This window comes from Amycolatopsis sp. GA6-003 (assembly GCF_046267895.1).
Classification (GTDB): Bacteria; Actinomycetota; Actinomycetes; order Mycobacteriales; family Pseudonocardiaceae; genus Amycolatopsis.
In genome coordinates, this window is sequence record NZ_CP176499.1 from 3652840 (window position 1) to 3677243 (window position 24404).

Below are 24404 nucleotides of genomic sequence, written 5' to 3' on the forward strand. Positions count from 1 at the left end.
CGCCCGAGCGGTTCGCCGGATCGGAGCAACCGGCCGCCTACGCGTTCCCCCGATCGCCCTTGCTCGGCAAGGGAAAGTGCCTCGTTTTCCAGCTGCGCGCCCACGTCCGGGTTACGGCAGCAGACCCACGGTGACGCGCCCTCGGTTGTCGGACTGACAACAGCACCCGCGAGGTCCGAAAAGGACCTTCGGCAAACAGGTGAATCGAACCCGGCTACCCGATCGAGTGATTGTCGAGATCATCCGCCTTGCTATGTTGATGCGCGGCGCCGCTTACGATTCGCATTCCTCTTCCGGAAAACACCGCTCCGTTGTGTTCCCGGCGTTTTCGACGTTAGGTGGTTTCGCAGTGACCGTCCCGAGCCCCTCCGCACTGTCCACTGTGGCCGCCGCGCCGCGTCCGGAAACGGGAAAACGATGACGACGGTCGACGCGCGCACCGGCCCCCGCTCCGTGGCCGAGGTGCTGGACTGGAGCCGGAGCCGATGGGAACCGGCGATGCGCGCGGCGGTGGACCGGCTGCCCGTCTCGATGCGCCGGATCGCCGGTTACCACCTCGGCTGGTGGGACGAGACGGGGACGCCGACAAATGCGTCCGGCGGCAAAGCCCTGCGCCCGGCGCTGGCTCTGCTGTGCGCCGAGGCCTGCGGCGGAGACCCGGAAGACGCGATCCCCGCCGCGGTCGCGGTGGAACTGGCGCACAACTTCTCCCTGCTGCACGACGACGTCATGGACGGCGACCGCACCCGACGCCATCGCCCCACCGCGTGGACCGTCTTCGGCACCGGACAAGCCGTGCTCGCCGGAGATTCCCTGCTCGCGCTGGCCTTCGACGTCCTGTCCCCCGACGGCCCAGCCGCCGCCCGCCTCCTGAGCACCGCGGTGCTCGACCTGCTGCACGGCCAGCACGAGGATCTGGCGTTCGAACAGCGAACGAACGTCGAGGTAGCGGAATGCGTCCGAATGGCCGAGGGCAAAACGGCGGCCCTGCTGAGCGCGGCCTGCACGCTGGGAGTACTGGTAGTCGGCGGCCGAGGCGAACACGTCGAACGCTTCAGCCGCTTCGGCCGGTCGCTAGGCCTGGCGTTCCAACACGTAGACGACCTCCTAGGCATCTGGGGCGACCCGTCCGTCACCGGCAAACCGGTGTACTCGGACCTGCGCAGCCGAAAGAAATCCCTCCCGGTAGTCGCCGCACTCACGTCCGGCACCTCAGCCGGCCAGGAACTGGCGATGCTGTACCGGCACCCGTTGCCGGACGACCGCCTGGCCAAAGCCGCAACCTTGATCGACGAAGCCGGCGGCCGGTCGTGGAGCCACGCCCAGGCAGACGAGCTGCTCACCGACGCACTGACCGCCCTGACCTCCGCCAACCCAGCCCCGCGAGCAACGGCCGAACTGACTGCATTGGCCCAGCTGATCACCCGCCGGGACCACTGACCCGGACACTGGCCGGTCGCCCGTTCAGGGCGGTCGGCCATTCAGGACGGTCGCCTGTCTTGAAACTTCCGCCCGCCAAGAGCGGGTCACTTGCCCAGGGCGGTCGCCCGACCAGGACGGTCGCCCGACCTGAACGATCGTTTGCCCTAGCTACCGTCCACCCAAGACGGGTCACCTGCCCTGGCCAACCGCCCAGTTAGGGCGGTCGCCCTGCTCTGACCAACCGCCCGCCCTGGGCGACCGCCCAGGGCGATCGCCCGGGGCAGGCGACCGCCCGACTTCAACCCTTGTCCCTCAGGACAGTCGCCCAACCAGGGCGATCGCCCAGGACGATCGCCCTGATCCCGCCTGGCCGAGCACATCCCCATTCACCGACGAGCACCTCCGCGCAAGCCCAACGCAACACCACCAGCCCCGCGCCACGCGCCCACCGCCACAGCGAAACCAACCCGACCCGTCACCGCCCCGGGCGGCTCAACCCCTCATCCCCAGCACCCCGGGAAAGCACCACCTCGTCGGTATTCGCGAGCGCTTCCTTCCCCCGCTGCGTCGGCGGCGCGGTCGTCAAGTCCCGCAGCCGGATCGGCGGCCCGAGGTCGATCAGCGTCGGCACGTACTCCGCCTTCTCCACCGCCCACTTCCCGCCCGCGCGGCTGAACCGGAACCGCGCCGCGACCCCTTCCTCGGTGGACCCGCGCGGTTCGTCGTGCCGCGCGACCTCATTGCCGAGCCCGAACGCCACCCACTTCCCGCCGACTTTCTGGAACGGCTGCACCACATGCGCGTGATGCCCGACGATCAAGTCGAGATCCGGCGACGCCGTCAGCTTCTGCGCCAGCTTCTTCTGCTCAGCCGTCACCTCGTGCTGATACTCGACGCCCCAATGCAGGCTCGCGATCACGACCTCCGCCCCCGCCGCCTTCGCCTCGCGCGCCGCGGCCAGGATCTCCTCGGGGTCGATTTCGTTGGCCAGCCACGGTTTCCCGGCCGGCCGCTTGATCCCGTTGAACCCGAACGAATAAGACAGCTGCGCGACCTTCACCCCGTGCACGTCCAGAATCAGCGGTTTCCCCGCTTCCTCGGCCGAACGCGCGGAGCCGGTGTGCTTCAACCCGGTCTGGTCGAGCTTGTCCAACGTCCGCTGAACACCCGCCGCGCCCTGGTCGAGTGTGTGGTTCGACGCGGTGGAACAGGTGTCGTAGCCGGTGTCCTTCAACGCGTCCGCGATCTCCGGCGGCGCGCTGAACGACGGATACCCGCTGTACGGCCCGCCTTCCGGCGCGAGCGGCGTTTCGAGGTGGCAGATCCCCAGATCCGCGCCGGACACGAGCGGTTTGACCCCGGCGAACAGCTGCCGGTAGTCGATCTTCCCGCCGCCGTCCGCCTCGGCCTGCTCGGTGAGCCGCGGGTGGATCAGCACGTCCCCGGTCGCCACGACGGTGAACGAATCCGGCGAAGCGGCCACCGACGACGGCCCGGCCGACGACCGTCGCGGGGCGGCTTCGCTCCCGCACGCCGTCAGCATCAGCGCGACCCCGGCGAGGGCGGCGGCGCGGCGGGTGTTCGTCATCATCATCCCCTTTGCCCGACTGCCCGGCACATCCTTCCGTATCACTCTTGTGGGTTAACACCCCGGTCGTGACCAGGCGAAATGCTCAGGCCAGGCAGTCGAAGGGCTCTCCGCGAGTCAGCGCGGGATCGGTCTGGTCGAACGTCCGCGCGACCCCCGGACCGGACGTGCGCGTCTCGAACCGGACCGTCACCCGGCCGTGCCCCGCGCCCTGCACCCAGCCCGTGCCGTACTCGGCGTGCACCACGTCGTCGCCCGGCCGCCATCCCGACGACGACACCGGCGCACTCCCGCCCGGCGACGGGGCCGAAGTGACGACCGGCTCCTCCGTCGCAGCGGGCACGGTCAAGCTGAACAACGCGTCCTGATGCGGCACCGAAAGCCCGCTGAACGCCACGCCCGCCAGCCGCACTCCGCCGAACTCCTGCGGGTCGAGCAGCAGCCGTTCCGCGGTAGCCGCAAGCTGTTCGAGGTCGTCGGTGGGCGACGCGGTGGTTTCGGAGCGGGTCACCGTGCTCATGTCCGTGTGCCGCAGCTTGATCACCACCGTGCGCGCGACCCGCCCCGCCTTCACCAGCCGAGCGTGCGCGCCAGCCGCGATTTTCCTTACCTCAGCCCGCAATCGGACGAGATCGACCACGTCCACGTCGAAGGTCGTCTCCGCGCTCACCTGCTTGGCCTCGCCGCGCTCCGCGACCGGACGATCGTCGAATCCGCTTGCCAGCCGCCGCAAATCGCGACCAACGACGCCGCCGAGCGTCGACACCGCGTCCGGCTCCGGCAACGCCGCCAGCTCGCCCAAGGTGAGCACGCCGATCGTGCGCAGTTTCGCTTCCGCTACCGGCCCGATCCCCCACAACGCGCGCACTGGCAATGGAGCCAGAAACTCGCGTTCGGTCCCCGGCGGAACCACGAGCAGGCCGTCCGGCTTCGCCCGGTCCGAACCGATTTTCGCGACCTGCTTCCCAGTCCCCGCCCCGATCGACGCGGTCAGCCCGGTCTGTTCCCGGATCCGCGCCCGCAGATTCTCGGCCCATTCGGTCACCTGCTCGACCGACGCGCCAGCCAGCGCGGGCGGTTCGGCGAACGCCTCGTCGAGGGAAATCCGTTCCAGCACCGGCGCGACCTCGCCGACGACGTCGAACACCTGCTTGCTCAGCACTTCGTACAACCGGAACCGCGGCGGCAGCACCACGCCGCCAGCCGGTAGCAGCCGGCGAGCCTGGGACATCGGCATCGCCGAACGCACGCCGTACTCGCGGGATTCGTAACTAGCCCCGGCTACGACACCACGGTGCCCAGTGCCGCCGACCACCACCGCGCGTCCGCGCAGCGTCGGCCGCGTGAGCTGCTCGGCGGAGGCGTAGAACGCGTCGAGGTCCAGGTGCACGACCCAACGAGACATGTCAGGTTCCAGCGTCCAGGAGCCGTTGCAAGGCCTTGGTGTACGTCTCGAACGCGGCGCGGCCCTTGCTCGTGAGCCGCACCAGCGTGACCGGCGTGCGGTGCTCGTAAGCCTTGGTGATCTCGACGTACTCAGCGTCCTCGAGTTTGCGCAGATGCGTCGAGAGGTTGCCCGCGGTCATTTCCAGCAGCTGCTGCAGCCGGGGGAAGGTGATCTGGTCGGCGGGACGCAGCCCGGCGAGCGCGACCGTGACGCGCAGCCGTGCCTGCGCGTGGATGACGGGGTCCAGCTCCGGCAGGTCAGCCACGGGGCCGCACCACGTAGACCAGCGCCGCGACCGCGAATCCGCCGCCGCCGGCGAGCGAGAGGACGAGGAAGTTGCCCGGCACGCCGACCAGGACGCTCGCCCCACTGCACACGATGATCCAGCCGCCGAGGAAGTACTGCCGCAGGTCCTGCCACACCATCCCGCCCGCGAGGTAGAGCGCGCCGGTCAGCAGCAGCGACGTTCCCGACCACAGCAACGGCACGAGATCCGAGCCTTCCGGGAGGAGCTTGGTGATCCGGATGTCGATCAGGCACATCGCGGCGAACGAGATCGCCCACGCCCAGCCGTACATCGCGCCGATCCGCCTGGACGGGCCGCGGATCCCCCGGCTGGGTTTGCTGCCGTGCCAAGCGGAGTACGCGATCGCGCCCATCATCAGCACCGCGACGACGATCCCCGCGACCCAGCCGGGCAGCAGCGCCGCCGCCCGCTCGTCGGAGAGATAAACGAGTCCCCAGCCGACGAGCCAGGTGAACGCCCAGACGCCGAACAGACGCGCCGGGCTGACTCGCAGCTCCCGGCGCGTCCGCTCGTGCTGAAGGGCGATGAGTTCGAGCGACTCCGCCGCGGACAGCGACTCGCCCTCGTCCTCGACGGGGTCCCCCGCGTCGTTGTTCACCCCGGACCGCCCTTCCCCCGTACTGACCCCGCATGCAGCACGGAAGCTAACACGTCACGCGACTTTCACCGGGCCCAGCCGGAACCGCCGCACCACCACGAGCGCGGGCACGACCAGCCACGCCGCCAGCACGCCCACCGCGAGACCGAGCCCGCCCGCGTGATCCACCGGCAGCGTGCCGACGCGGCCGAGCCAGTACGTAGGAAAGAAATGCGCGAGCGCGGTCATCCATTCCGGCAAGAACGAGAGCGGCATCCACAGCCCGCCGAACACGCCGAGCGGAAGCATCAACGCACCGGTCATCGCGCCGACCGTGTCGCCCTTGCCGAACAACCCCAGCAGCAGTCCGAGCACCGCGAACGGCAACGCGCCCAGCCACAGCGAGACCCCGCTGAGCAGCCACTGCGCCGCCGTGAGTTCCACCCCGCGCAGCGCACCGGCCACGAAGATCACCAGAACCACCGGCAACGCCATCGCCATCGAGGACGCGATCTTCACCGCGAGATAGCCGGGTCCGCGCATCGGGGTGAGCCGAAGCTGCCGCTGCCAGCCGTCGGTCCGCTCGGTCGCGACGCGGGTGCCGGTGAACAGCGCGCCGCTCATCGCGCCGTACGCGCCCATGTTGATCATCGTCGTGACGCTGGCCTTGATGCCGCCCGCCCCGACCTGGTCGCCGAACAGCCCGCCGAACAGAAGGAACATGCCGAGCGGAACCGCGATGGTGAACAACGCGAACTGCGGGCTGCGGACGATCCGCAGAATCTCCAAGCGGAGGTAGACGAGGTTCATCGGAGCGCTCCCTGCGGTTCGTCGGAGGTGAGGGCGAGGAACGCTTCCTCCAGCCCCGCGGAGGTGATCTCGATCGAGCTGGCCCGCGGGAACGCCGCGAGCAACGCCCGGATCGCCAGGTCGGAGTCGGTGCAGTCCAATTCCGTACGATCGCCCTGTACGACTGCCCTGGCGACCCCGTCGAGCGCAGCCAACGCTTCCGTACGGGCGCCCTGTACGACTGCCCTGATCACTCGCCCGGACACGTTCGCGCGCACCTCGTCGACCGCCCCGTCCGCGACGACCTTCCCGTGCCGCATCAACACGACGCGATCCGCGTAGTCCTCGGCCTCGGCGAGGTAATGCGTCGCGAAGAGGACGGTCCGCCCGGTCGCGGTGAACTCGTGCATCGACGCCCAGAACTCGCGCCGCGCGTCGACGTCCAGCGCCGCCGTCGGCTCGTCGAGGATCAGCAGCTCCGGGTCGCCGGCGAGAGCGAGCGCGTACCGGACCCGCTGCAGCTGCCCGCCGGACAGCTTCCCGCACCGCCGCCTGGCGAACTCCCCGATCCCGGCCCGGGCGTACACCTCCTCGGCCGGGAGCGGATTCCGGAACATCGACCGATGCAGCTCGACCAGCTCGGCAGGCGTGACGTCCCGCAGCAGGAACCCGTTCTGCACCATCGCCGCGAGCCGCCCGGAGTCGAGCGCCGCCCGAGGCGCGCCGCCGAACACCTCGACGCTCCCCTCGTCCGGCGAGGTGAGCCCCAGCAGCATGTGGATCGTGGTCGATTTGCCCGCGCCGTTCGGACCCAGCAGTGCGACGACCTCGCCCCGCCGCACGGTCAAGGACATGCCGTCGACCGCGCGGACCTGCTTGAACTGCTTCACCAGGCCGGTCAGCCTGAACGCTTCTGTCATCTCGTCCCCCAGTGCTTCGCCGTCCTGAACTTTGTAACACAAAGTTGGTTGCGCTGAAAAGTGGTGTGCGATGTCGAGTCGTTGCCCGCGGCAAGCACGCACTGGCTGCGCCCGGTTAATCCGGTTGCTCCCCGAGACCGGCCGCACTACCGTCCCGGTCCATGACGATCTTCGCCCGCTGCCGCCAGTCCTGATCCCGGCACGACTTTCCGGGCCGCCCGCCACCGGGCGGCCCCCGCTCTGCGTGCCGGACCGCATCTCGTCCGGAAAGGACACTCGCGCCTCATGGGCAAGCACCTCGTCATGGTCGGCTGTTCCGCGCCGAGCCACGTTTATCCGTCGCTGGGAATCATTCGCGAGCTAGTGCGACGCGGGCACCGGGTCAGCTACGTCGTGGGAGAACCGCTCGCCGAGCTGGTCGAAGAGACCGGCGCGGACGTCGTCGCGCATCCCACGATCTTCCCGCTCGGCCCGGACGCGGAATGGCCGGAGGACCCGGCCGAAGCGATGCGCGTCTTCCTCGACGAAGCGATCGCGATCCACCCGCGGCTGACCGAAACCTTCGACCAGGACCGGCCGGACCTGCTGCTCTACGACATCGGCGGCCTCGGCGCCCCGCTGCTCGGCCTCCGTTACGACGTGCCCGCGGTGCAGCTGTCGCCCACCTACGTCGCCTGGGACGGCTACGAGGAAGAACTCGCCGAAGTCCTCGAACCGATCCGCACCTCGCCGTCCGGAGTGGACTATCACCGGACGTTCACCGAGTGGCTGGCGGAAAACGGGGTCGCCGAAGACGCCTGGACGTGGCTCGCGCGTCCAGGGCCGATCCTGTCCCTGATCCCGCGCGCGATGCAACCGAACGCCGACCGCGTGCCGCGGGACCGCGTCCAGTTCGTCGGCCCGTGCCTCGATCCGGTGCGCGCGGCAGAGCACTGGACGCCGCCGTCCGACGGGAAACCCGTGCTGCTCGTGTCGTTCGGCACCGCGTACAACGACCAGCTGGACATCTATCGCCACTGCAGCACCGAATTCGAGGACTGGCACGTCGTGCTGTCGATCGGCAAGCACGTGTCGAAGGACGACCTCGGCCCGCTGCCGGAGTCGGTCGAGGTGCACGAAACGGTGCCACAGCTGGCGATCCTCGACGTCGCGTCCGCCTTCATCACGCACGCCGGCATGGGCGGCTGCACGGAATCCTTGTGGTACGGCGTCCCGACAGTCGCCATTCCCCAGGCTGTCGACCAGTTCGGCAACGCCGCGCGGCTGGAGGCGTTGGGAGTCGGCAAGCATCTGCCCGCGGACCAGGTGACCGCCAAGTCCCTCCGCGAAGCCGTCGAGGAGGTCAGCAGTTCGCCGGACGTCGCCGCGCGATTGGCCGAGCTTCGTGCGGAAATCCGGGCCCACGGCGGGATCGCCGCGGCCGCGGACGCGGTGGAGCGGTTCCTGCGCTGAGTGCCCGCCCGGGCTTGGCAGCAAGCCCGGGCGGCACGGCTATCCGGCCCGGATCTCGTTGAGGTAGTTGTAAATCGTGTACCGCGTGACCTCAAGCTGCCCGGCCAGATGGTCCACCGCGTCCTTGATCAGGAAGTACCCGGCCTCGTCCAGCTCACGGACCACCGCCGATTTGTGCCGCTTCTTCATCAGCTCCACCGGAATCCCGGACTTCCCGATCGCACGTCCGACGAGGAACCGCTGCAGGCTGTCGACGTCGGGCAGGAACGTCTCCTCCCGCCGTTCCTCAGACGTCTGCGCCGCGGCCGGAAGTTCGCTGTTCACGCACAAACACCCGATCGCCGTACCCTCGGCGTCGCGCAGAAACAGCGTGGACGAACGGATTTCGCGGCCGTCGGGACTGTGCGTGCGGTAGTTGGTCAGGTCCTGCGTCGTACCGCGCCGGACGAGCCCGAGCAGCAGATCCGTCATCGGCCCGCCGACCGAGCGGCCGGTGAGGTCCCCCGCGATCGCGACGATCGAGTCCGGCAGCCGCGACAGGTCGTGCAGCAGCACCTCGTTGCCCGGTCCGAGCATCGCCGCCAGCCCGTCCACCGCCGGGATCAACGCGGTGAGCAGCTCGTGCGTCGCGGTGCCCGAAGCCGACGCGACCGGCACGACCCGGCGAGGCCGCAGCAGCTTCTCCAGCGCATCCCGCACGAGGTCGGCAGCCGCCGCCGGGGTCGACGCGTGCGGCGACAGCCGGATGTGCTCCGGACGCACTGTCGCCGCGATCCCCGCGGCCGTCAGCGCGGCGCCGACCTGCTCGGCTGCCTTGCCCGGCAAGGAGAACGCGAGGATTCCAGCCCGCCGCTCGGTCGCCGACACGATCTCCGCGCCGAACGAACGCAGCACGTCCTCCAGCTCGCCGACGCGTTCGTCGATCCGGTCCGCGATCGCCGCGACGCCGGTTTCCTCGACCAGTTCGAGCGCCGCCGCGAACGCGCCGGACGTGACCGGGCTGAGGTTCGAGATCGACCAGCTCGCCGCGGTCGGATCGGCCGGGTGGATCTCGTTGTCGAACAGGCCCGGGTCGCGCGCGCCGGTCCAGCCGGACAGGATCGGGTCCATCCGCGTCAGCGCCCGGTCGGACAGCACCGCGAATCCGGTGCCCCAGCCCGCCCGCAGCCATTTCTGCCCGCCGACCACGAGCACGTCGGCGACCTCCCACGGCGCGTCGACCACCCCGAAGCCCTGGATCCCGTCGACCACCAGCAGCCGGTCACCCACCACCTCGCGCAACGCGGCGAGATCGGCTCGATAACCGGTGCGGAAATCAACCGCGCTCACCGAGACGACCGTGGTTTCCGGCGTGAGTGCGTCCGCGAGACGGTCAGGGGTGACGTAACCGCCCTCCAGCCGCCGCATCCGCACCCGCCCGGCCTGCTCGGCGCGCGCCCACGGGTATGTGTTGGCCGGGAACTCCGCGGCCGACACGAGCACTTCGCCGTGGCTGTTGAACGCCGCCTGGAACAGGCCGAGACTGGTGTGCGGGAGCAGCACGGTGTGGTCGGTGTCGCTGCCGCAGAGCCGCGCGGCCGCCGCCTTCGCCCGGATTTCCTGCCGCATCAGCTCGTCCACAGTGGACGGACCGGCCTTGGTCGTCGCCTCCAGCAGCCGCGCGGTCGTGTCGAGCACGGCGTGCGACGGCGGCCCGAACCGCGCGAAATCGAGGTATCCCGCGGGCTCGTCGAACTGGAGCAGGTACCGCGGCGGGATCCGGGTCACGAGAGGACCCGCGCGAGGAACTGCCGCGTCCGCTCGTGTTCCGGGGTCTTCAGCACCCGCTCCGGCGGCCCGGTTTCGACCACCGCGCCGTCGGCGAGGAACACCACCTCGTCGGCGGCCTCCGCGGCGAAGGCCATCTCGTGCGTCACGACCACCATCGTCATCCCCTCCCGAGCCAACGTACCCATCACCGCGAGCACCTCCCCGACCAGTTCCGGGTCCAGCGCGGACGTCGGCTCGTCGAACAGCATGAGCTTCGGCTTCATCGCCAGCGACCGGGCGATCGCCACGCGCTGCTGCTGCCCGCCGGACAGTTGCCCTGGGTAAGCGCCCGCCCGGTCCGCGAGCCCGACCCGGTCGAGCAGGTCCAGCGCCTCTTTCCGGGCCCGCGCCGGATCGGCGCCGAGCACCCGCACCGGCCCCTCGACCACGTTCTCCAGCGCCGTCCGGTGCCCGAACAGGTTGAACCGCTGGAAAACCATGCCGATGTCCCGGCGCTGCCGCGCGACGTCCTTCTCCCGCAGCTCGTACAGCTTGCCGCCGCGCAGTTTGAACCCGATCGGCTCGCCGTCGACCCAGACCTGGCCGCCGTCGATCGTTTCGAGATGGTTGAGGCAGCGCAGAAACGTGCTCTTGCCCGCCCCGGACGGCCCGAGCAGGCACACCACCTGTCCTTTGCGGACCTCCAGATCGATTCCCTTGAGCACCTCGGTGTGCCCGTAGTTCTTCCGTACCCCGACAGCTTTCAGCAGCGGCTCAGACACGGGCACCCCTCACCAGCGGCATCCCCTTAAGGGCCTTCCCCACCCGCGCCGCCGGGCTCCGGTCAGCCGCCCCGAACGATCGTTCGAGGTAGTGCTGGCCGACTCCGGCGACGGTCACGACGACCAGGTACCAGATCGCCGCCGCGATCAGCGTCTCCATCACCAGCAGGTTGTTGGACGAGATGTTGTTGGCCGCGTGGATCAGCTCGGTCACCCCGATCACCGACGCCATCGACGTGCCCTTGAGCATGTTGATGAAGTCGTTGCCGGTCGGCGGGATGATCACGCGCATCGCCTGCGGCAGCACGACCCGGCGCAGCGTCGCGCCAGGCGTCATGCCGATGGACTTCGCCGCCTCGGTCTGTCCGGAGTCGACGCTGGTCAGCCCGGCGCGGACGATCTCCGCCATGTACGCGCTCTCGTTCAACGCCAGCCCGAGCAGGGCCGCGGTGAACGCGCTGATCAGCACGTTCGTCGGCTCGTGGACGAGGTAGCCGCCGAACGGCAGCGGGATCGAGAAGGTCGGGAAGATCAGGGCCAGGTTGTACCAAATCAGGATCTGCAGCAGCACCGGAAGCCCGCGGAACAGCCAGATGTAGACCGTCGCGAACCACTTCGCGACCGGGTTGGCGCTGAGCCGCAGCAACGCGATCAGGATGCCGAGCGCGATCGCGATCGCCTGCGCGAGCACCGCCAGCACGACGGTGTTGAGCAGGCCGAGCGCCATCACGCGATAGAAGACGAAGTCGGGTACCGAGCCCCATTCGATCTGCGCCTGCGCGAGCGCGAAACCCAACAGCACCAGCAGCGCGACGATCACTGCCGCGCTGACCCAGCGTCCCCAATGCCGCAGCCGGACGATCGGCAGCGGTTCAGCTTCCGCCATTGACGGCCGCCTCCTTGATCGCGCCCTGCTCGACGCCCCACGACTGCAGGATCTTGCCGTAGGTCCCGTCGGCGACGAGCGACTGCAACGCCTGCTTGACGGCGTCGCGCAGCTTCGAGTTGCTCTTCGCGAAGCCCATCCCGTACGGCCCGCCCTCGATCGGCTGGCCAGGCACGACCTCGAAGAACTTGCCGTCGCCCGCCGTGCGCGAGATGTACACCGCGCTCGGCAGGTCGTTGAGGATCGCCGCGACCCGGCCGGTGCGCAGCTGGTTCTGGTTCTGGTTGTCGCTGTCGGTCGCGGTGACCGTGACCGCCGGCTTGCCCGCCTGGGTGCATTTCGCGCTCTGCGCGGCGGCGAACTTCTGGTGGCTGGTGCCCTGCACGACCGCCACGTTCTTGCCGCACAACGTGTCCGGCCCGGTGATGCCGTCCGGGTTGCCCTTGCGGATCATGATCGTGATGCCGGACGAGAAGTAGTCGACGAAGTCGATCTGCTTCTGGCGTTCCTTGGTGTCGTTCATCGCGGCCATGGTCAGATCGACGCGGCCGGACTGCAGGCTCGTGATCAGCGACCCGAACGCCAAGTCCTGGTACTGGACGGTCACCCCGAGTTTCGCCCCGACCGCCTTGGCGAGATCGACCTCGTAGCCGATCGGCGTCTTGCCGTCCGCGGCGTAGAAGTTGTTCGGAGCCGACTGGATGTTGGAGGCCAGCCGCAAGGTCTTGGCCTGCCCCACAGCCGGCGGCAACTCTCCGGCGAGCTGCGGATCGGCCTTGATCGCCCCGAGCAACGCGGTGTTGTCCGGAATAGCGCTCGGCTTCTGCTGCTGCCCGCCGCCGGCCCCGTCAGGACCTCCTCCACAAGCGGCAGCGAACACGAGCAAGCCGCCCAGCAGCGCGGCCTGCCAGGCACGGGAACGAAGCGACGACATGCGGATCCTCCAGGACGTCGTTGGTTCCGCGGGACGCTACAACTGGTTGTTAAAGAGGTCAACAAGCAGTTGAAATTCTGTCTCGTCTAGCGTGCGGACATGACACTCGACGAGAGCTTCCGCCAGTTCTGGACCGAACGGCGGCTCGCCTCGCTCACGACGGTGCGCCCCAACGGAACCCCGCACGTAGTAGCCGTCGGCGTGACGGTCGATTTCGACCAGGGCATCGCCCGCGTGATCGCCTCCGGGACCTCGTACAAGGCCCGGCTGATCCGCACCGCCGGCGACGCCGGATTGGCCGCCGCGGTGTGCCAGTTCGAAGGCCGGACCTGGTCCACGCTGGAAGGCCGAATCCGCCTCCTCGACGACGCCGCGTCCGTCCGCGACGCCGAAGAGCGCTACGCCCAGCGGTACCGGAAACCGCGGGAGAACCCGCAGCGCGTTGTCTTGGAACTCACCATCGGACGGGTGCTGGGCAACGCCTGAGCTACCGGTCTTCCGGACGATCGCCCTGGGCGAATGGCCTGGGCGATCGCCCGGGTCGGCTGTCCTGGTCAGCTGTCCTGGTCGCTCGCCCAGGGCAGACGTCCCGGTCGATCGCCCTCCTCAACCGCTCCAGTCAGCCGTCCACACCGACCGGCTCGGTCGTCTGCCCCGGCCGATCGCCCTGATCCAGTCCCGACCAGACGCCCCAATCAGTCGACTCGGTTCGACTGCTCCAGCCGACCGCCCTATGCACCAGCTTCAACCCATTGCCCGCCAACCGCCGCAACGAATCACCCGGCCAATCGCCCTGGTCGCCCGCCTAGGGCGATCGCCCAGGGCAACTGTCCGGGGCAACCGTCCGGGTCGAGCGTCCCGGACGATCACCCAGAACCACCCATCCAGATTGGCCCTCCAGGGCAACCGTCCAGGGCAACCGTCCCGCCCCATCGCCCTGGACACCCGTCCAGGTCGGCCGCCTAGGGCAATCGCCCGGGTCACCCATCCCGACCAATCGCCCGGGTCAACCACCCCAGTCGACCGTCCCCACAACCGCCCCAGTCAGCCGCTCTCGCCAACCGCCCGTCCCGGCACCAAGTCCCAGTCCTCCCGGCCGCAACCACGAACCCGGACGATCGCCCCGGACGACTGCCCCGGTCACACGAACTGCGCCAGCAACCCTTCCGCACTGCGCACCACAACCTGCGCCGCGGCCCGCTCCGCCAACGCCCGATCCGGCCGCTCCGCCTCGTGCCGCCACCGCATCACCGCGTCAAGCCCGGCTTCATACATCTCGCGCGGGTCCGTACCCTCCGCAAGCCCCAGCCGTTCCTCCGACGTTGTCCCCTCCGCGCCCAGCAACCGAACGGCTTCCTCTGCCGATTCCCCCGCCAGCGCCGTACGCCCGCCCCGAATGTCCGCGATCAGCCGCAACTCGCGAAAGTCGTGCGCACTCGCCGAAAACCGCTCAACCCGCGCCGCAAGCCGATCACTGTGCGGCCGAGGCTCCGCGTTCAGCACAGTCTCCAACCGAAGCAACGCCGTCCGCGCACGCAACGCGTCCGCACGCGCGGCGAAGCAACCCGCAATAGTGTCGCGAAGCTCGCCAAGCCCACTACGCCGCACCAACTCCGCCGACAGCTTCACCCGGTCGTCACACCCCGTACGAATCAGCGTCAGCGCAAGCTTCACCCCGAACAGTCCGAAGCGCACCACTAACGACCGTCGCGTCTCGACCGACACCGGTCCCGGAAACGCCGGATCCGTAAACGAATCCACCGACAGCAGATACCGCTCCAACTCCTCACGAGGCACAGCCGCGAAGGCCGCGAGAAGCTCGAACTCGTCATCAGTGAACGCGCGCGCCCCGTACGCAAGCAGCGCCGCCACCGCGATCACGCCTTGGAATCCACTACACAGTGGATCTTCGCGCCACGCACGCCGCGCAATCTGCTTCGCGGTAAGCAGTGCGTCAATCCGCCCCGCGCCGGTCTCGTCCGCGCGCGCGAGCACCAGGATCGTGTCGACGGCTGTCTGGCGCGCGAACGCTGAAGGCGCTGCCGGGCGCAGCGTCGCCAACTGCTCGGGCTCAAGGTGACGCAGCAACTGTATGGATGCATCGGTGAGCGTCGACGGATGCGGCGCATCGAGAAACTCCAGATCGCGCAACGCCCGCGTCGGCCAATCCCCCAGCGCGGCAGCCAACGTGGACTTCCCCGTCCCCGCAGCACCGCCAATGCCTACGCGAAGCGGCTCGTCGAGATGGTCCAGCGCTTCCCGCAGCACCGCCGAAGCCCTCGGACTGTCGCGGTAGTACCCACAAGCATCCGCCAGAAGAGCCCGAACGTCCTCAACCACGCGCGACACCACTCCTCACTCGACTCACCCGGCACAGCCCCGAACATCCTCGACTACCCGGCAACGCGCCGCTCACCGAATCCCGAAGCCGACCATCGCCACTTCAGCCGACCTCTCCCCGAAACGCCGGATCGCCCGAGAACGCCCCCTCCAACGCGCAGAAGCCTCGCCTCGTCCAGTCAGCACTGGACCCCGCCAAAGCCCCGGCTCAGCGAACCAACGCGACCGTCCGCAGAAAGCGCCGCCCAGCCCGAAGCCGCATCGACAGCGCACCATCAGCTCGACGCGCGAGAACGACCAGCCAGCACCCGTCAGCACACAGAGAGCCGCCAACCCCGCCGAATCACACCGAGCCCAGGTCGCACAAGCAACTCCTCGATGCCTGGTCCGACAAAATCACGAACTCCAGCCAGCAGAACTACCAGCACCAGAATCCGCCGGGCCCGCTGAGGTCACGCGGGCAGCTCCTTAGGCACCCGATTAGCCAGCATCCCCAGCTCCCCAGCCCGCTTGTGCAACCCCGCGAGCCGGTCGATCTCGCGCCGCAGCGCCGCACTTCGCCGCTCCCGCTCGGCCGACCCGGCGATGATCATCTCGCGTTCCCGCGTCAGCTCGTCGGCAAGACCGTCCGCCAGCTCGGTGAAGTGGTCCCGCAACCGTCGGTGCACCTGGCGGATCGCGTCGCGGCACTCCTTGCTGAACCGCAGGAACACGTCGTCGACATGCCGTTGCGCGGTCATCTTGGCCACCGCCTGCCGACGTTGCAGCCGCATGCCGCCCTCGTCGCTGATCGTCTTCGCCGCGAACGCGACACCGGCGCCGATCGACACCGGGTTGATCAGCGGCAACCCCGCCAACCCGGTCACCAGACCGAACATCAGCACGCCGCCGTACGAACCGCGCAAACCGGTGAACGCCTTCTGCCCGATCTTGAACCGTTCGATCCGCGGCTGCCGCACCTCGGCGATCCGGTCCGCGCCGGAGTCGCTCAAGGGCAGTTCCGGCAGGTCGTACTGCGCGCCGAAGGTCACCGCCACCGCCTGCGCGATCCATTCCGCGCGCTCAGCCGCGAAGGTGTAGGTCGTCTCGACCGCTTCCGCGAGAGTGCTGTCCAGCCACGGACCGAACTCGTCCCACACCTTCACCGGGTCTCCGCGGTCGAAGGTCTCGTCGATCGTCTCCACGATCTTCCGGGTGCGTTCGCGCAGGTCGTACTCCGCGTCGGACTGCAAGTCAGCGATCTCGTCCGCCAGCAGATTCTGCCAGCGACTATTGCGCCGGCGCAGCTCGTCAGCGCGACGTTGCGAACGCTGCAGCAACGTCGTCTGGTCGACGCCCGCTTCCTGCCCCGCCGCCTCGGCACGTGCCCGCAACGTCTCGACCAACTCCGCCGCTGCCGCACGCACACTCACTGCGGCAAGCAACGCGGCCGTGCTTTCGGCGGGCCGCGAAACCTGCGTCGCGATCCAGGAAAGCAACTCCGGGAACCCGGACCGTGCGTTGAGGTCTTGATCGCCGCCCTTGGCCGCGGCGAAACGCACCGTCGCCGACACCGGCAGCACCGGCGAATCAATCCCGGCCGCGGACAGCGCGGTCCGGTTCTGTTCCGCGACCGTGCGCCATCCGGCACTGACATCGATCTTGGTCAGCGCGACGACCACGTGCGGGCACCAGGTCCGGATGTGATGCGCCAACGCCAGTTCGGCTTGATCCAGCGGAGCGGCGGCGTCGGAAACAAGGATGACCGCGTCGGCGTCCGCGAGAACGTCAAGAGCGGCAGCGGTGCGAGGCGACCTCGGGTCGCCGATCGCCGGAGTGTCGATGAGCACCAAACCCGCGGACAGCAAATCGCGCGGCACCCCGACTTCGACCCGCCGCAGCGACCCAGCCGGCCGAGCGCCGACCTCGCCGGTCAGCTTCTCGATCTCGACTGGGATGCGTTCGTCGGCGCGTCCGACAAGCGTCGCGCTGGGTTCGGCCGCGTACGCGATTTCGATCGGCACCGCGGGAGTCGCCGCGTCGCCGACCGGGCAGACCGGCGCGTTGAGCACCGCGTTGACCAGGTAGCCCTTGCCTTGTTTCGGGAAGCCGAGCACCGCGACCCGCGTGCCCCCCGGCGGCCGGTCCTGACGTCGGCGAAGGCGCTGCGCCAGGTCTTCGCGGCCGTGCGTCCGGCAGGCATCCGAGGTCTCGGCGAGCACTTCGAGCCAAGCTGGAGCCGTCACGGCGAACCAGTGTCCCCCGTGTACGGGGAGTATCCGAACCGGGTGGTGGCTCCGCGGTCGCACCCAGACCGCGGAGCCACTCCCGAATTACCCTTGCTCAGAGGGAAATGTGCAGCTCACCGCCGCCGTGCGAGGTCTCCGCGCCGGCGTGCAGGTCAAGGCCGAGGCCCTGGTGCCCGAGGTCGGAGACCGTCGAGACGGTGTCGTGCACCATGCCGACACCAGCGTCGGTCCCGGTGTGCGCCTCGGTCGCGGCGTCGGAACGCTCGGCCTCGCCGTGCGAGACGAGCGAGTGCGCCTGCTGGGTCACGCCGTTCACAGCGTGGTTCAGGCCGTCGGCGCTGAGCGTGTTGCTCAGGCTGCCGACGTTCTCGGTGACGGTCCCGACCGCGTCGCTGACGTGCCCGGCAATCCCGCCGCCAGCCTCGGTCGCGTGGTCGGCGACCTGCCCGGCGGAGTTCGCGACCGGCAAGTCGCCGACGCTGACCGGCGAAGCCGCGGCGAGCTCACCGCCGACGTGCTGCACCTGCGAGACGGCACCGTCAGCCGCGGTGGCCACCTGGCCGCTCGCCTGCGCGACGGCGCTGGAGTCGAGGCCGCTGGCCAGGTCATTGCCCAAGGCGAGTGCACTGGTCGGGTTCTGCACCAGCGCGGTGACCGACGCGGCAGCGTTCTGCACGTCGCCGAGCCCCGGCGCCGCGGGCAGCCCCGGAACGGCGGGAGCACCCGGCACCGCCGGAACCGACGGCAGCTCGCCAGCGGTCGGCAGCCCCGGAACGGCCGGAACCGCGCTGGCAACGTCACCGACGCCCGGCAGCGCACCGACACCCGGAAGAGCATCGGCGCGCGGCAGCTCACCGAGACCGGGCAGCTCGCCCACACCAGGCACCGCCGGCAGCTCGCCAAGGCCCGACAGCTCGCCCACGCCCGGCACCGCCGGAAGCTCACCGAGGCCCGGCAGCTCACCGGCCGCGGGCAGCGCCGAAGCACCAGCCACGTCGCTGACGACGGGCAGGTCGCCGACGGCAGGCAGCGCACCCGCGCCCGGCAACTCGCCGAGACCAGGCAGCTCGCCGACGCCCGGCACCGCGGGCAGCTCACCAACACCCGGCAGCTCGCCCACGCCAGGCACCGCCGGCAGCTCACCGAGACCCGGGAGCCCAGGCGTGCCCGCGGAGGTAGACGCGCCGCCAGCCGCGACGCCGAGCGAAGCGGTGAGCGCCTGCAGCTGCTCGATCGCACCCTGCGGACCGTCGCCGAGCGCGGTGGTCAGGTCGCCCGCCTGGGGCAGGTGGCCGAGCGAGGCCAGATGGTCCACCGGGACGTAGTCGAGCACCAGCGGCGCGACCTCGTTCACGTCGGCGGCGCTGATGTCGCCCAGCCCAGCGGCGGCCAGCGCGGCCTGCGGGTCCTGGCCGAAAGCGGCGAGCGCGGACGGGTCTTGGAGCAAGGTAAGCGTGAAGTCGTGCAGAGTCTGCACCGAATCCATGGGGGGATCTCCACTTGTCGTGATTACGGGGAATGCCCGGCCCTCCCCGGCCGGGCGTGGCGCTCAAGCTAGGGACGGGGCACCCCCGCTCACATCGGGGTTTACACCCAGTCGCGCCTCGCTCAGCCGTTAGGGGGTCGATATGAGATCGTTAGGGAGTTAGGGGATCGGACACGCGGAACCCGGTTGGGTTAAATCCCACCCCACTCTTGCCCGTCTGACCCGAACGGGTGAGGATGCGTATCCGTTCAGTGAGTTACGCCCCTTGGCCGAACCCTGACTGCGACGAAGGGAGGAAGCGGCGGTGCCCTACGTGCTCGGCATCGACCTCGGCGCTGCCCGGACCCACGCCGCGCTCCGTCGCCGGCAAGGTGACCGGTGGGACGATCCCGAGCCGTTGTGGCTGGGCGAGACCTCGCCGGCCACCGCGACCGCGCTCTTCCTCGACGACGAGGGCTACCTGCTCACCGGCGACGCGGCCACCCAAGCCGGTGCCGCCGTCCCGTCCCGGCTGATCACTGGGTTCCACCGCCGCATCGGCGACGACGTGCCGGTCTTCATCGGCAGCGAACCGTTCACGCCGGAATCCCTGACGACAGTCTTCATCGAAGGCATCGCCGACGTCGCGGCCAGCCAGGCCGGCGGACCGCCCCGCCAACTCGTCATCACCCACCCCGGTGACTGGGGTGGTTACCGACGCGAACTCCTGCGCCAGTCGCTGGCGGAGTCCGGTTTCAACGCGGTCACCCTCGTTCCCAGCGCGATCGCCGCCCTTTACGCCCACCTTCCGGAGCCCGGAGCGGGCGACCGGACAGCCGCGGTGTGCGAGTTCGGCCCGGACGGCGTCACCGTCACCTTGGCGACCGCCTCGGGAGCCAGCGGCTGGATCGCCCGGAACAGCACCGAAGGCGTCGCGCCGAATTCTGTGGTCAAGACCGCGTTCGGCCTCGCGCAGGCGGCCAACGTCGCCCCGGAGTCGCTGGCGGGCATCGTGTTCTGCGGCGAACCCGGCCCGGGCACCCGCCCAGGGCGACTGCCCTGCCCGTTCTTCACCGGCCCGCAGCCCGCGGACACCGCCGCCATCGGTGCCGGAATCCTCGCCAGCCAACGGACGAGGCCGCTCGCGCGACGGGAAGCCCCCGCTCCCGAAACCACGCTGCTGCCGCGAGTCGACCGCGAACCCGAACTTCCCGAGAGACCCGAGCGGCCGCCGGTGGAGATCACTCCATTCACGCTGCCGGAGCCCGAGGGCGCTGCCAAACTGTTGCGTCGATGGCGACCGCTCGCCGCCGCCGCGGCAGTGCTGGCGATCAGCTCCTCGGTCCTGATCGCGGTCCTCACGTCCCACGAAGCGACCGCCGACAAGGAACCCGTTTCTCCCCGTCCCCCTGTCCTGAGCTCGTGCGCCCACCCAGCCACAGCTCCCTCCGGTGAAGGTCACTGTTGAACGCTCTGCTGGCGAAAACCGGCAACGACGCCGTCCATCCCGCAGCCCGCCGCCTCTTTGAACAACTCGCCGACACCCCCGCAGCCCCAGTCCGGCTCGTGGTCGTCGCACCCGGCGGCTACGGCAAGACTGCTCTGTTGGGCGCCCTCGACCGCAGCTACCGCGAAGCGGGAGTCGAGGCGACCGTCGTCGACGACGCCGACCAGCTCGACGACGAGGACCTGACCAGGCTGACCATGCTCGCGGCCGCCAAAGAGGGACCGCTCGTGGTGGCGCATCGCCCGAACCCTCGCGCGCAAGCACTGCGGTCCCTTGGCGAAACGCTGCTGCTGCCGCCGTTGACCGTCGACGAAGTCGGCAAGCTCGCGAAACAACTCACCGGCCGCACCGCAGACGCCTCCGCCCTGCACGCCAGCACCGGCGGTGTCCCCCGCCTCGTAGAACGAGTCGTCACTGCCCGGCTCGCCGACTTCCGCGCCGAGCTGGCTGCCCTCGACGACGACGTTCTCCGCTACCTCATCGCCGCCGAGGCCGGTGCCGCGCGCAACCTCGACCTGTTGTGTTCGCTGCTTGAGCGCACACCAGACGAACTGCCCGAAGTCGTCGACGGAGCCCGTGCCACCGGCCTCCTCGACGCCGAAGACGTTCTCCTGCCCGCCGCCGCCGAAGCAGTGCGTGCCTACGGACCGCCAGCCCGTCGCCTAGCAGTCCTGCAACAACTCGTGGAAGCACAGCTAACTCGCGGCCTGCCTGTGCTCGACCTCGCGACGTCACTGCTCGACGCCGGCAGCTCCGGAGCCTCCGCGGCTACAGCATTCGCAACCGCCGCAAGCGAAGCACTCCCCACCGATCCAAAGCACGCCGCACGCCTCTTCGAAGCCGCAGCCGAGGCGGGCGCCCGTGACGCCGCGACCACTACCGGCTGGGCCCGCGCCGCTGCACTGTCTGGGGATCTCGACACCGCCCTCCGCCTAGGCGACGGCATGTTGTCCGGCGAAGACCCAGAAGCGCGAGCCGCCGGTGCCGAGATCGCCGCAACGGTCCTGGCTCACCGCGGCGAATTGGCGCGCACCGCAGAGCTGTACCGCTGGGCCGCAGCCACGGACAGCTTGTCCCGTCAACACGCAGCCACACCCGCGTCCAACAGCGGCGATGGCTCCACCTCGACCCAATCCGGCAACGAACCCCTCCCTGCCTCAGCAACGAGCCACCAAGCCGCGACCCACCAGACCCCAGGCAACTCGGCAGATCCCCGAGCTTCCGCACTCCCCCTCGACACAAACACCGCCGGGCCACACACCGACGCCGCTGCTGCGACATCACCCAGCTACGTGCCCAACAGCAATCCCGCGTTCCCCAAGCCACCCCAGCCAACTGGCGAAAGTTATCGCTGGGTAGGCCCCGGCGCGGTGGACGCGTTCGCCACGATCGCCCTCGTCGGAACAGGCCAGACCACCGACGGTCAAGCTATCGCCAACGTCCCGATGCCGGGAGTCGCGCCGACGTTGTTCACCGGTGCCGCAGCGCGAACGGCGAACGGGATCGTGGAGTCGGTGTTCGGTTGCGGAACAGAGGCATTGCCGACGCTGGTAGGTGCCGCCGCGATGCTCGAGCCAGCGGTCGGCGGCGCGCCGCTTCCGGACAGCCCGGCCGCACTCGCCGCACTCGCGGGCCTGCACGCAGGTGAGCTTGCGCTCGCCGAATCAGTGCTGGAACGAGCGTTAGCGAGCAGCGTCGGCGGCGACCTTCTTGCCACCCGGCACCGGTTGCTACTCGGCTGGGTCGCGATGACCGGCGGCCACCTCGCCGCCGCGATTGAGCACCGAGACGCTGTCGCTGGCACCAAACTCGAGGCGCGCGACGAACTGTTCTTCGCGACACTGGAACTCGGCCTCGCCCGGCGGGCGAGCGATCTGGTTGGACTGCAACAGTCGTGGGAGCGGGCCTATCAAGCGTCCATGCGTCAGCAAGTGGACTTGTTCACGCTGTTGCCGTTGGGCGAACTGGCAATCGCAGCCGCTCGGACCGGTGCGCACGCCAAGCTCTCCCGTCGGCTAGAGCGTGCCCACGCCATGCTGGACCGTCTCGGCAACCCTCCATTGTGGACTGTTTCGTTGTGCTGGCATGAATTGCACGCCGCGATCACCACTGAAGACCGCGCCACTGCTGAACGGCAACTGGCAGCGCTGAACCGTTTCGCCGATTGCGGCCGCTACCCAGCCGCACTCGCCCGCGCTGCCGGGTGCTGGCTTGCCGTGCTCGGCGGCACGTTCGATCCCGGCGAAATCTCCGCAGCCGCCGCGGAGCTTCACGAGCTGGACTTGTGCTGGGACGCTGCCCGATTGGCCGGCCAAGCCGCGATCCGCACCTCTGACCGCAAGGCGATGGTCCAACTCCTCGAAGCGGCTCGGCAGTTCCAAGGCACGACTGGGCGTCTCGAGTCCGCCGCCCCGACGCCAGGCTCAGCGACCGGCTTGAGCGCGCTCAGCGAACGTGAACTGGAAGTCGCCCGCCTGGTGGTCGACGGCCTGACTTACAAACAAGCTGGCAGCAAACTCTTCATCTCGGGCAAGACTGTCGAACACCATATGGCGCGCATCCGCGGCAAACTCGGTGCCGCAGACCGTCGCGAACTGCTCGCGACTCTGCGCGAACTGCTCGCCAAGCCGACCATGAACTGACTCGCGGGCGGCCTCAGTCCCGGCTGGGGCCGAAACGCTCAGTCCGGATCGACTGCGGCGAATGCCCCAGCGCGAGCATGATGTCTGCGGCAGTCTCTACGAACCCAGTCGGTCCGCAAATGTACGTTGTGGCACCGAAATCAGGTGGCCACGCGGCGGTGTTCAACGTGGCAACGTCGAGACGCCGCGGTATTCCGGATCGGCCTTCTGGCAGCTCCCGCGTGTAGACGTAAGTGATGTCCAAGCCTGCGTATGGTCGGCGCAGTTCTTCGGCGTAGTACAGCTCTGCCGGAGTGCGCAGCGAATAGACCAGCCGGAACAGCGCTTTGCTGCCAGCTTGGCGACGAGCCCGGATCATCGCCATCAACGGCACGATGCCTGCGCCGCCGGCGACAAGCAGGACCGGGGCGGAATCGGTGGGACGCCAGACGAACCAGCCGCCGATCGGGCCGCGGATCTCGACCGGGTCACCGATCGCGTAGCGGCCGGTGAGGTGTTCGGACACTTCGCCGTCGGCCACCCGTTGCACGGTCAGTTCGATCCGGTCTCCGTTTGCCGGTGCGGCGAGCGAGTAGCTGCGTTGCGCCGTGTAGCCGTCAGCCGCGGTGAGGCGGACGTCAACATGCTGCCCTGCGAGATGGCCCGGCCATCCGGGGAGGTCGAAGATCAGGGTGCGCGCGGTCGGTGTCTCCTGCCGAATCTCGGCAAGCCGGGCGACGCGCCACGCTAGTCGCCCTGATACCGCTGTTCCCGCCATGGATCTCCGTAATCGTGGTAGCCGGCCGTTTCCCAGAAGCCCGGATCATCCTTTGTGGACAGCCTCAGCTCGCGCACCCACTTCGCGGACTTCCAGAAGTAGAGGTGCGGCACCAGCAGCCTGGCGGGGCCGCCGTGTTCCGGTGTGAGGGGCTTGCCGCCGTACTCGTAGGCGATCCAGGCTTGTCCGTTGAGGAGGTCCGCGAGCGGAAGGTTTGTGGTGTAGCCGCCGTAGGAGTGCGCCATGACGTAATCAGCATCCGTATCGAGATCACCGACGAGCGCATCCACTGGCACGCCTCGCCAATGGGTGTCCAGTTTGGACCATTGAGTGACGCAGTGGATGTCGACCGTGATCTTCTCGCTCGGAAGAGCCATCAGTTCCGGCCACGACCACGAGCGACGTTCGCCGCGCTCGGTCACGACCGCGAACTCCCACCGCTCTGTGCTCACCCGTGGGGTGGGCCCGGCAGAGAGAACCGGGAAGTCTTCGGCGAGATACTGCCCTGGCGGCAGCCGCGGGTCGGCACCGCGGGCGCGTCCGGTGAAGCCTGGCGTGACGACTCCCATCGCGCTCCCTCCGGACATCTCCGACAGCTCAGCCCTTCAGACG

20 protein-coding genes are annotated in these 24404 nt (G+C 69.3%); 5 read left to right on the forward strand and 15 right to left on the reverse strand.

Annotated features, from left to right (window positions below):
* Positions 1 to 417: 417 nt before the first annotated feature.
* Positions 418 to 1440 (forward strand): family 2 encapsulin nanocompartment cargo protein polyprenyl transferase, encoded by a 1023-nt coding sequence (locus tag F9C12_RS16075; protein ID WP_409182773.1) that lies wholly within the window; start codon positions 418 to 420, stop codon positions 1438 to 1440.
* Between the two features lie 457 nt (positions 1441 to 1897).
* Here the strand turns inward: F9C12_RS16075 and F9C12_RS16080 are convergent, their stop codons facing one another.
* The 6 genes from F9C12_RS16080 to F9C12_RS16105 all read right to left on the reverse strand — a co-directional run bounded on the left by F9C12_RS16080 (position 1898) and on the right by F9C12_RS16105 (position 7050).
* Entirely contained in the window at positions 1898 to 3016 is a 1119-nt protein-coding gene (locus tag F9C12_RS16080) for a CapA family protein (protein ID WP_409466411.1), read from the reverse strand.
* A gap of 79 nt (positions 3017 to 3095) precedes the next feature.
* The gene (locus F9C12_RS16085; protein ID WP_409182775.1) at positions 3096 to 4415 is read right to left on the reverse strand and encodes a DNA polymerase IV; all 1320 of its coding nucleotides are present in this window, start codon (positions 4413 to 4415) and stop codon (positions 3096 to 3098) included.
* A gap of 1 nt (position 4416) precedes the next feature.
* Positions 4417 to 4722: a winged helix-turn-helix domain-containing protein gene (locus tag F9C12_RS16090; RefSeq protein ID WP_409466412.1), complete on the reverse strand. Its 306-nt coding sequence runs from the start codon at positions 4720 to 4722 to the stop codon at positions 4417 to 4419.
* Positions 4715 to 5362, reverse strand: coding sequence for a hypothetical protein (locus F9C12_RS16095; RefSeq protein WP_409182777.1), 648 nt, complete (start codon positions 5360 to 5362; stop codon positions 4715 to 4717). Before F9C12_RS16095 ends, F9C12_RS16090 begins: the two co-directional genes overlap by 8 nt.
* A 54-nt stretch (positions 5363 to 5416) precedes the next feature.
* Positions 5417 to 6151 (reverse strand): ABC transporter permease, encoded by a 735-nt coding sequence (locus tag F9C12_RS16100; RefSeq protein WP_409182778.1) that lies wholly within the window; start codon positions 6149 to 6151, stop codon positions 5417 to 5419.
* On the reverse strand, positions 6148 to 7050 hold the full coding sequence (locus F9C12_RS16105; protein ID WP_409466413.1) for an ABC transporter ATP-binding protein: 903 nt from the start codon (positions 7048 to 7050) through the stop codon (positions 6148 to 6150). The genes F9C12_RS16100 and F9C12_RS16105 overlap by 4 nt, the downstream gene beginning before the upstream one ends.
* A gap of 285 nt (positions 7051 to 7335) precedes the next feature.
* Between F9C12_RS16105 and F9C12_RS16110 the strand changes: the two genes are divergently transcribed.
* The gene (locus tag F9C12_RS16110; RefSeq protein ID WP_409466414.1) at positions 7336 to 8502 is read left to right on the forward strand and encodes a macrolide family glycosyltransferase; all 1167 of its coding nucleotides are present in this window, start codon (positions 7336 to 7338) and stop codon (positions 8500 to 8502) included.
* Positions 8503 to 8541: 39 nt separating this feature from the next.
* Here F9C12_RS16110 and F9C12_RS16115 read toward each other — a convergent pair whose 3' ends face one another.
* The 4 genes from F9C12_RS16115 to F9C12_RS16130 are packed head-to-tail and all read right to left on the reverse strand — an operon-like array spanning position 8542 to position 12853.
* Positions 8542 to 10269 carry an aminotransferase class V-fold PLP-dependent enzyme gene (locus F9C12_RS16115; protein WP_409466415.1) on the reverse strand — a complete coding sequence of 576 codons (1728 nt, stop codon included), beginning with the start codon at positions 10267 to 10269 and terminating at the stop codon, positions 8542 to 8544.
* Positions 10266 to 11033, reverse strand: coding sequence for an amino acid ABC transporter ATP-binding protein (locus F9C12_RS16120; protein ID WP_409182782.1), 768 nt, complete (start codon positions 11031 to 11033; stop codon positions 10266 to 10268). Before F9C12_RS16120 ends, F9C12_RS16115 begins: the two co-directional genes overlap by 4 nt.
* Complete coding sequence (locus F9C12_RS16125) at positions 11026 to 11919, reverse strand: amino acid ABC transporter permease (RefSeq protein WP_409466416.1); 894 nt, start codon at positions 11917 to 11919, stop codon at positions 11026 to 11028. The genes F9C12_RS16120 and F9C12_RS16125 overlap by 8 nt, the downstream gene beginning before the upstream one ends.
* On the reverse strand, positions 11906 to 12853 hold the full coding sequence (locus F9C12_RS16130) for an ABC transporter substrate-binding protein (protein ID WP_409466417.1): 948 nt from the start codon (positions 12851 to 12853) through the stop codon (positions 11906 to 11908). The genes F9C12_RS16125 and F9C12_RS16130 overlap by 14 nt, the downstream gene beginning before the upstream one ends.
* 99 nt (positions 12854 to 12952) lie before the next feature.
* Between F9C12_RS16130 and F9C12_RS16135 the strand changes: the two genes are divergently transcribed.
* Entirely contained in the window at positions 12953 to 13339 is a 387-nt protein-coding gene (locus F9C12_RS16135; protein ID WP_409466418.1) for a pyridoxamine 5'-phosphate oxidase family protein, read from the forward strand.
* A 654-nt stretch (positions 13340 to 13993) separates the two neighbouring features.
* On the opposite strand, the gene F9C12_RS16140 is transcribed toward F9C12_RS16135, so the two are convergent.
* From F9C12_RS16140 to F9C12_RS16150, 3 genes are all read right to left on the reverse strand, one after another.
* A complete protein-coding gene (locus tag F9C12_RS16140; protein ID WP_409466419.1) occupies positions 13994 to 15193 on the reverse strand; it encodes a GTPase in 1200 nt (399 codons plus the stop codon).
* A 452-nt stretch (positions 15194 to 15645) separates the two neighbouring features.
* Positions 15646 to 17418, reverse strand: a complete 1773-nt coding sequence (locus F9C12_RS16145) for a dynamin family protein (protein ID WP_409466420.1) — start codon at positions 17416 to 17418, stop codon at positions 15646 to 15648.
* A gap of 97 nt (positions 17419 to 17515) precedes the next feature.
* The gene (locus tag F9C12_RS16150; protein ID WP_409466421.1) at positions 17516 to 18907 is read right to left on the reverse strand and encodes an IniB N-terminal domain-containing protein; all 1392 of its coding nucleotides are present in this window, start codon (positions 18905 to 18907) and stop codon (positions 17516 to 17518) included.
* 304 nt (positions 18908 to 19211) lie between these two features.
* Here F9C12_RS16150 and F9C12_RS16155 point away from each other — a divergent pair, with 304 nt between their 5' ends.
* Together F9C12_RS16155 and F9C12_RS16160 are read left to right on the forward strand one after the other, a co-directional pair.
* A complete protein-coding gene (locus tag F9C12_RS16155) occupies positions 19212 to 20354 on the forward strand; it encodes a molecular chaperone DnaK (RefSeq protein WP_409466422.1) in 1143 nt (380 codons plus the stop codon).
* The gene (locus tag F9C12_RS16160; RefSeq protein ID WP_409466423.1) at positions 20351 to 23035 is read left to right on the forward strand and encodes a helix-turn-helix transcriptional regulator; all 2685 of its coding nucleotides are present in this window, start codon (positions 20351 to 20353) and stop codon (positions 23033 to 23035) included. Before F9C12_RS16155 ends, F9C12_RS16160 begins: the two co-directional genes overlap by 4 nt.
* Before the next feature lie 13 nt (positions 23036 to 23048).
* On the opposite strand, the gene F9C12_RS16165 is transcribed toward F9C12_RS16160, so the two are convergent.
* Together F9C12_RS16165 and F9C12_RS16170 are read right to left on the reverse strand one after the other, a co-directional pair.
* Positions 23049 to 23792 carry a ferredoxin reductase gene (locus F9C12_RS16165; protein WP_409466424.1) on the reverse strand — a complete coding sequence of 248 codons (744 nt, stop codon included), beginning with the start codon at positions 23790 to 23792 and terminating at the stop codon, positions 23049 to 23051.
* Positions 23762 to 24361, reverse strand: coding sequence for a sulfite oxidase-like oxidoreductase (locus tag F9C12_RS16170; protein ID WP_409466425.1), 600 nt, complete (start codon positions 24359 to 24361; stop codon positions 23762 to 23764). The genes F9C12_RS16165 and F9C12_RS16170 overlap by 31 nt, the downstream gene beginning before the upstream one ends.
* Between the last annotated feature and the right edge of the window lie 43 nt (positions 24362 to 24404).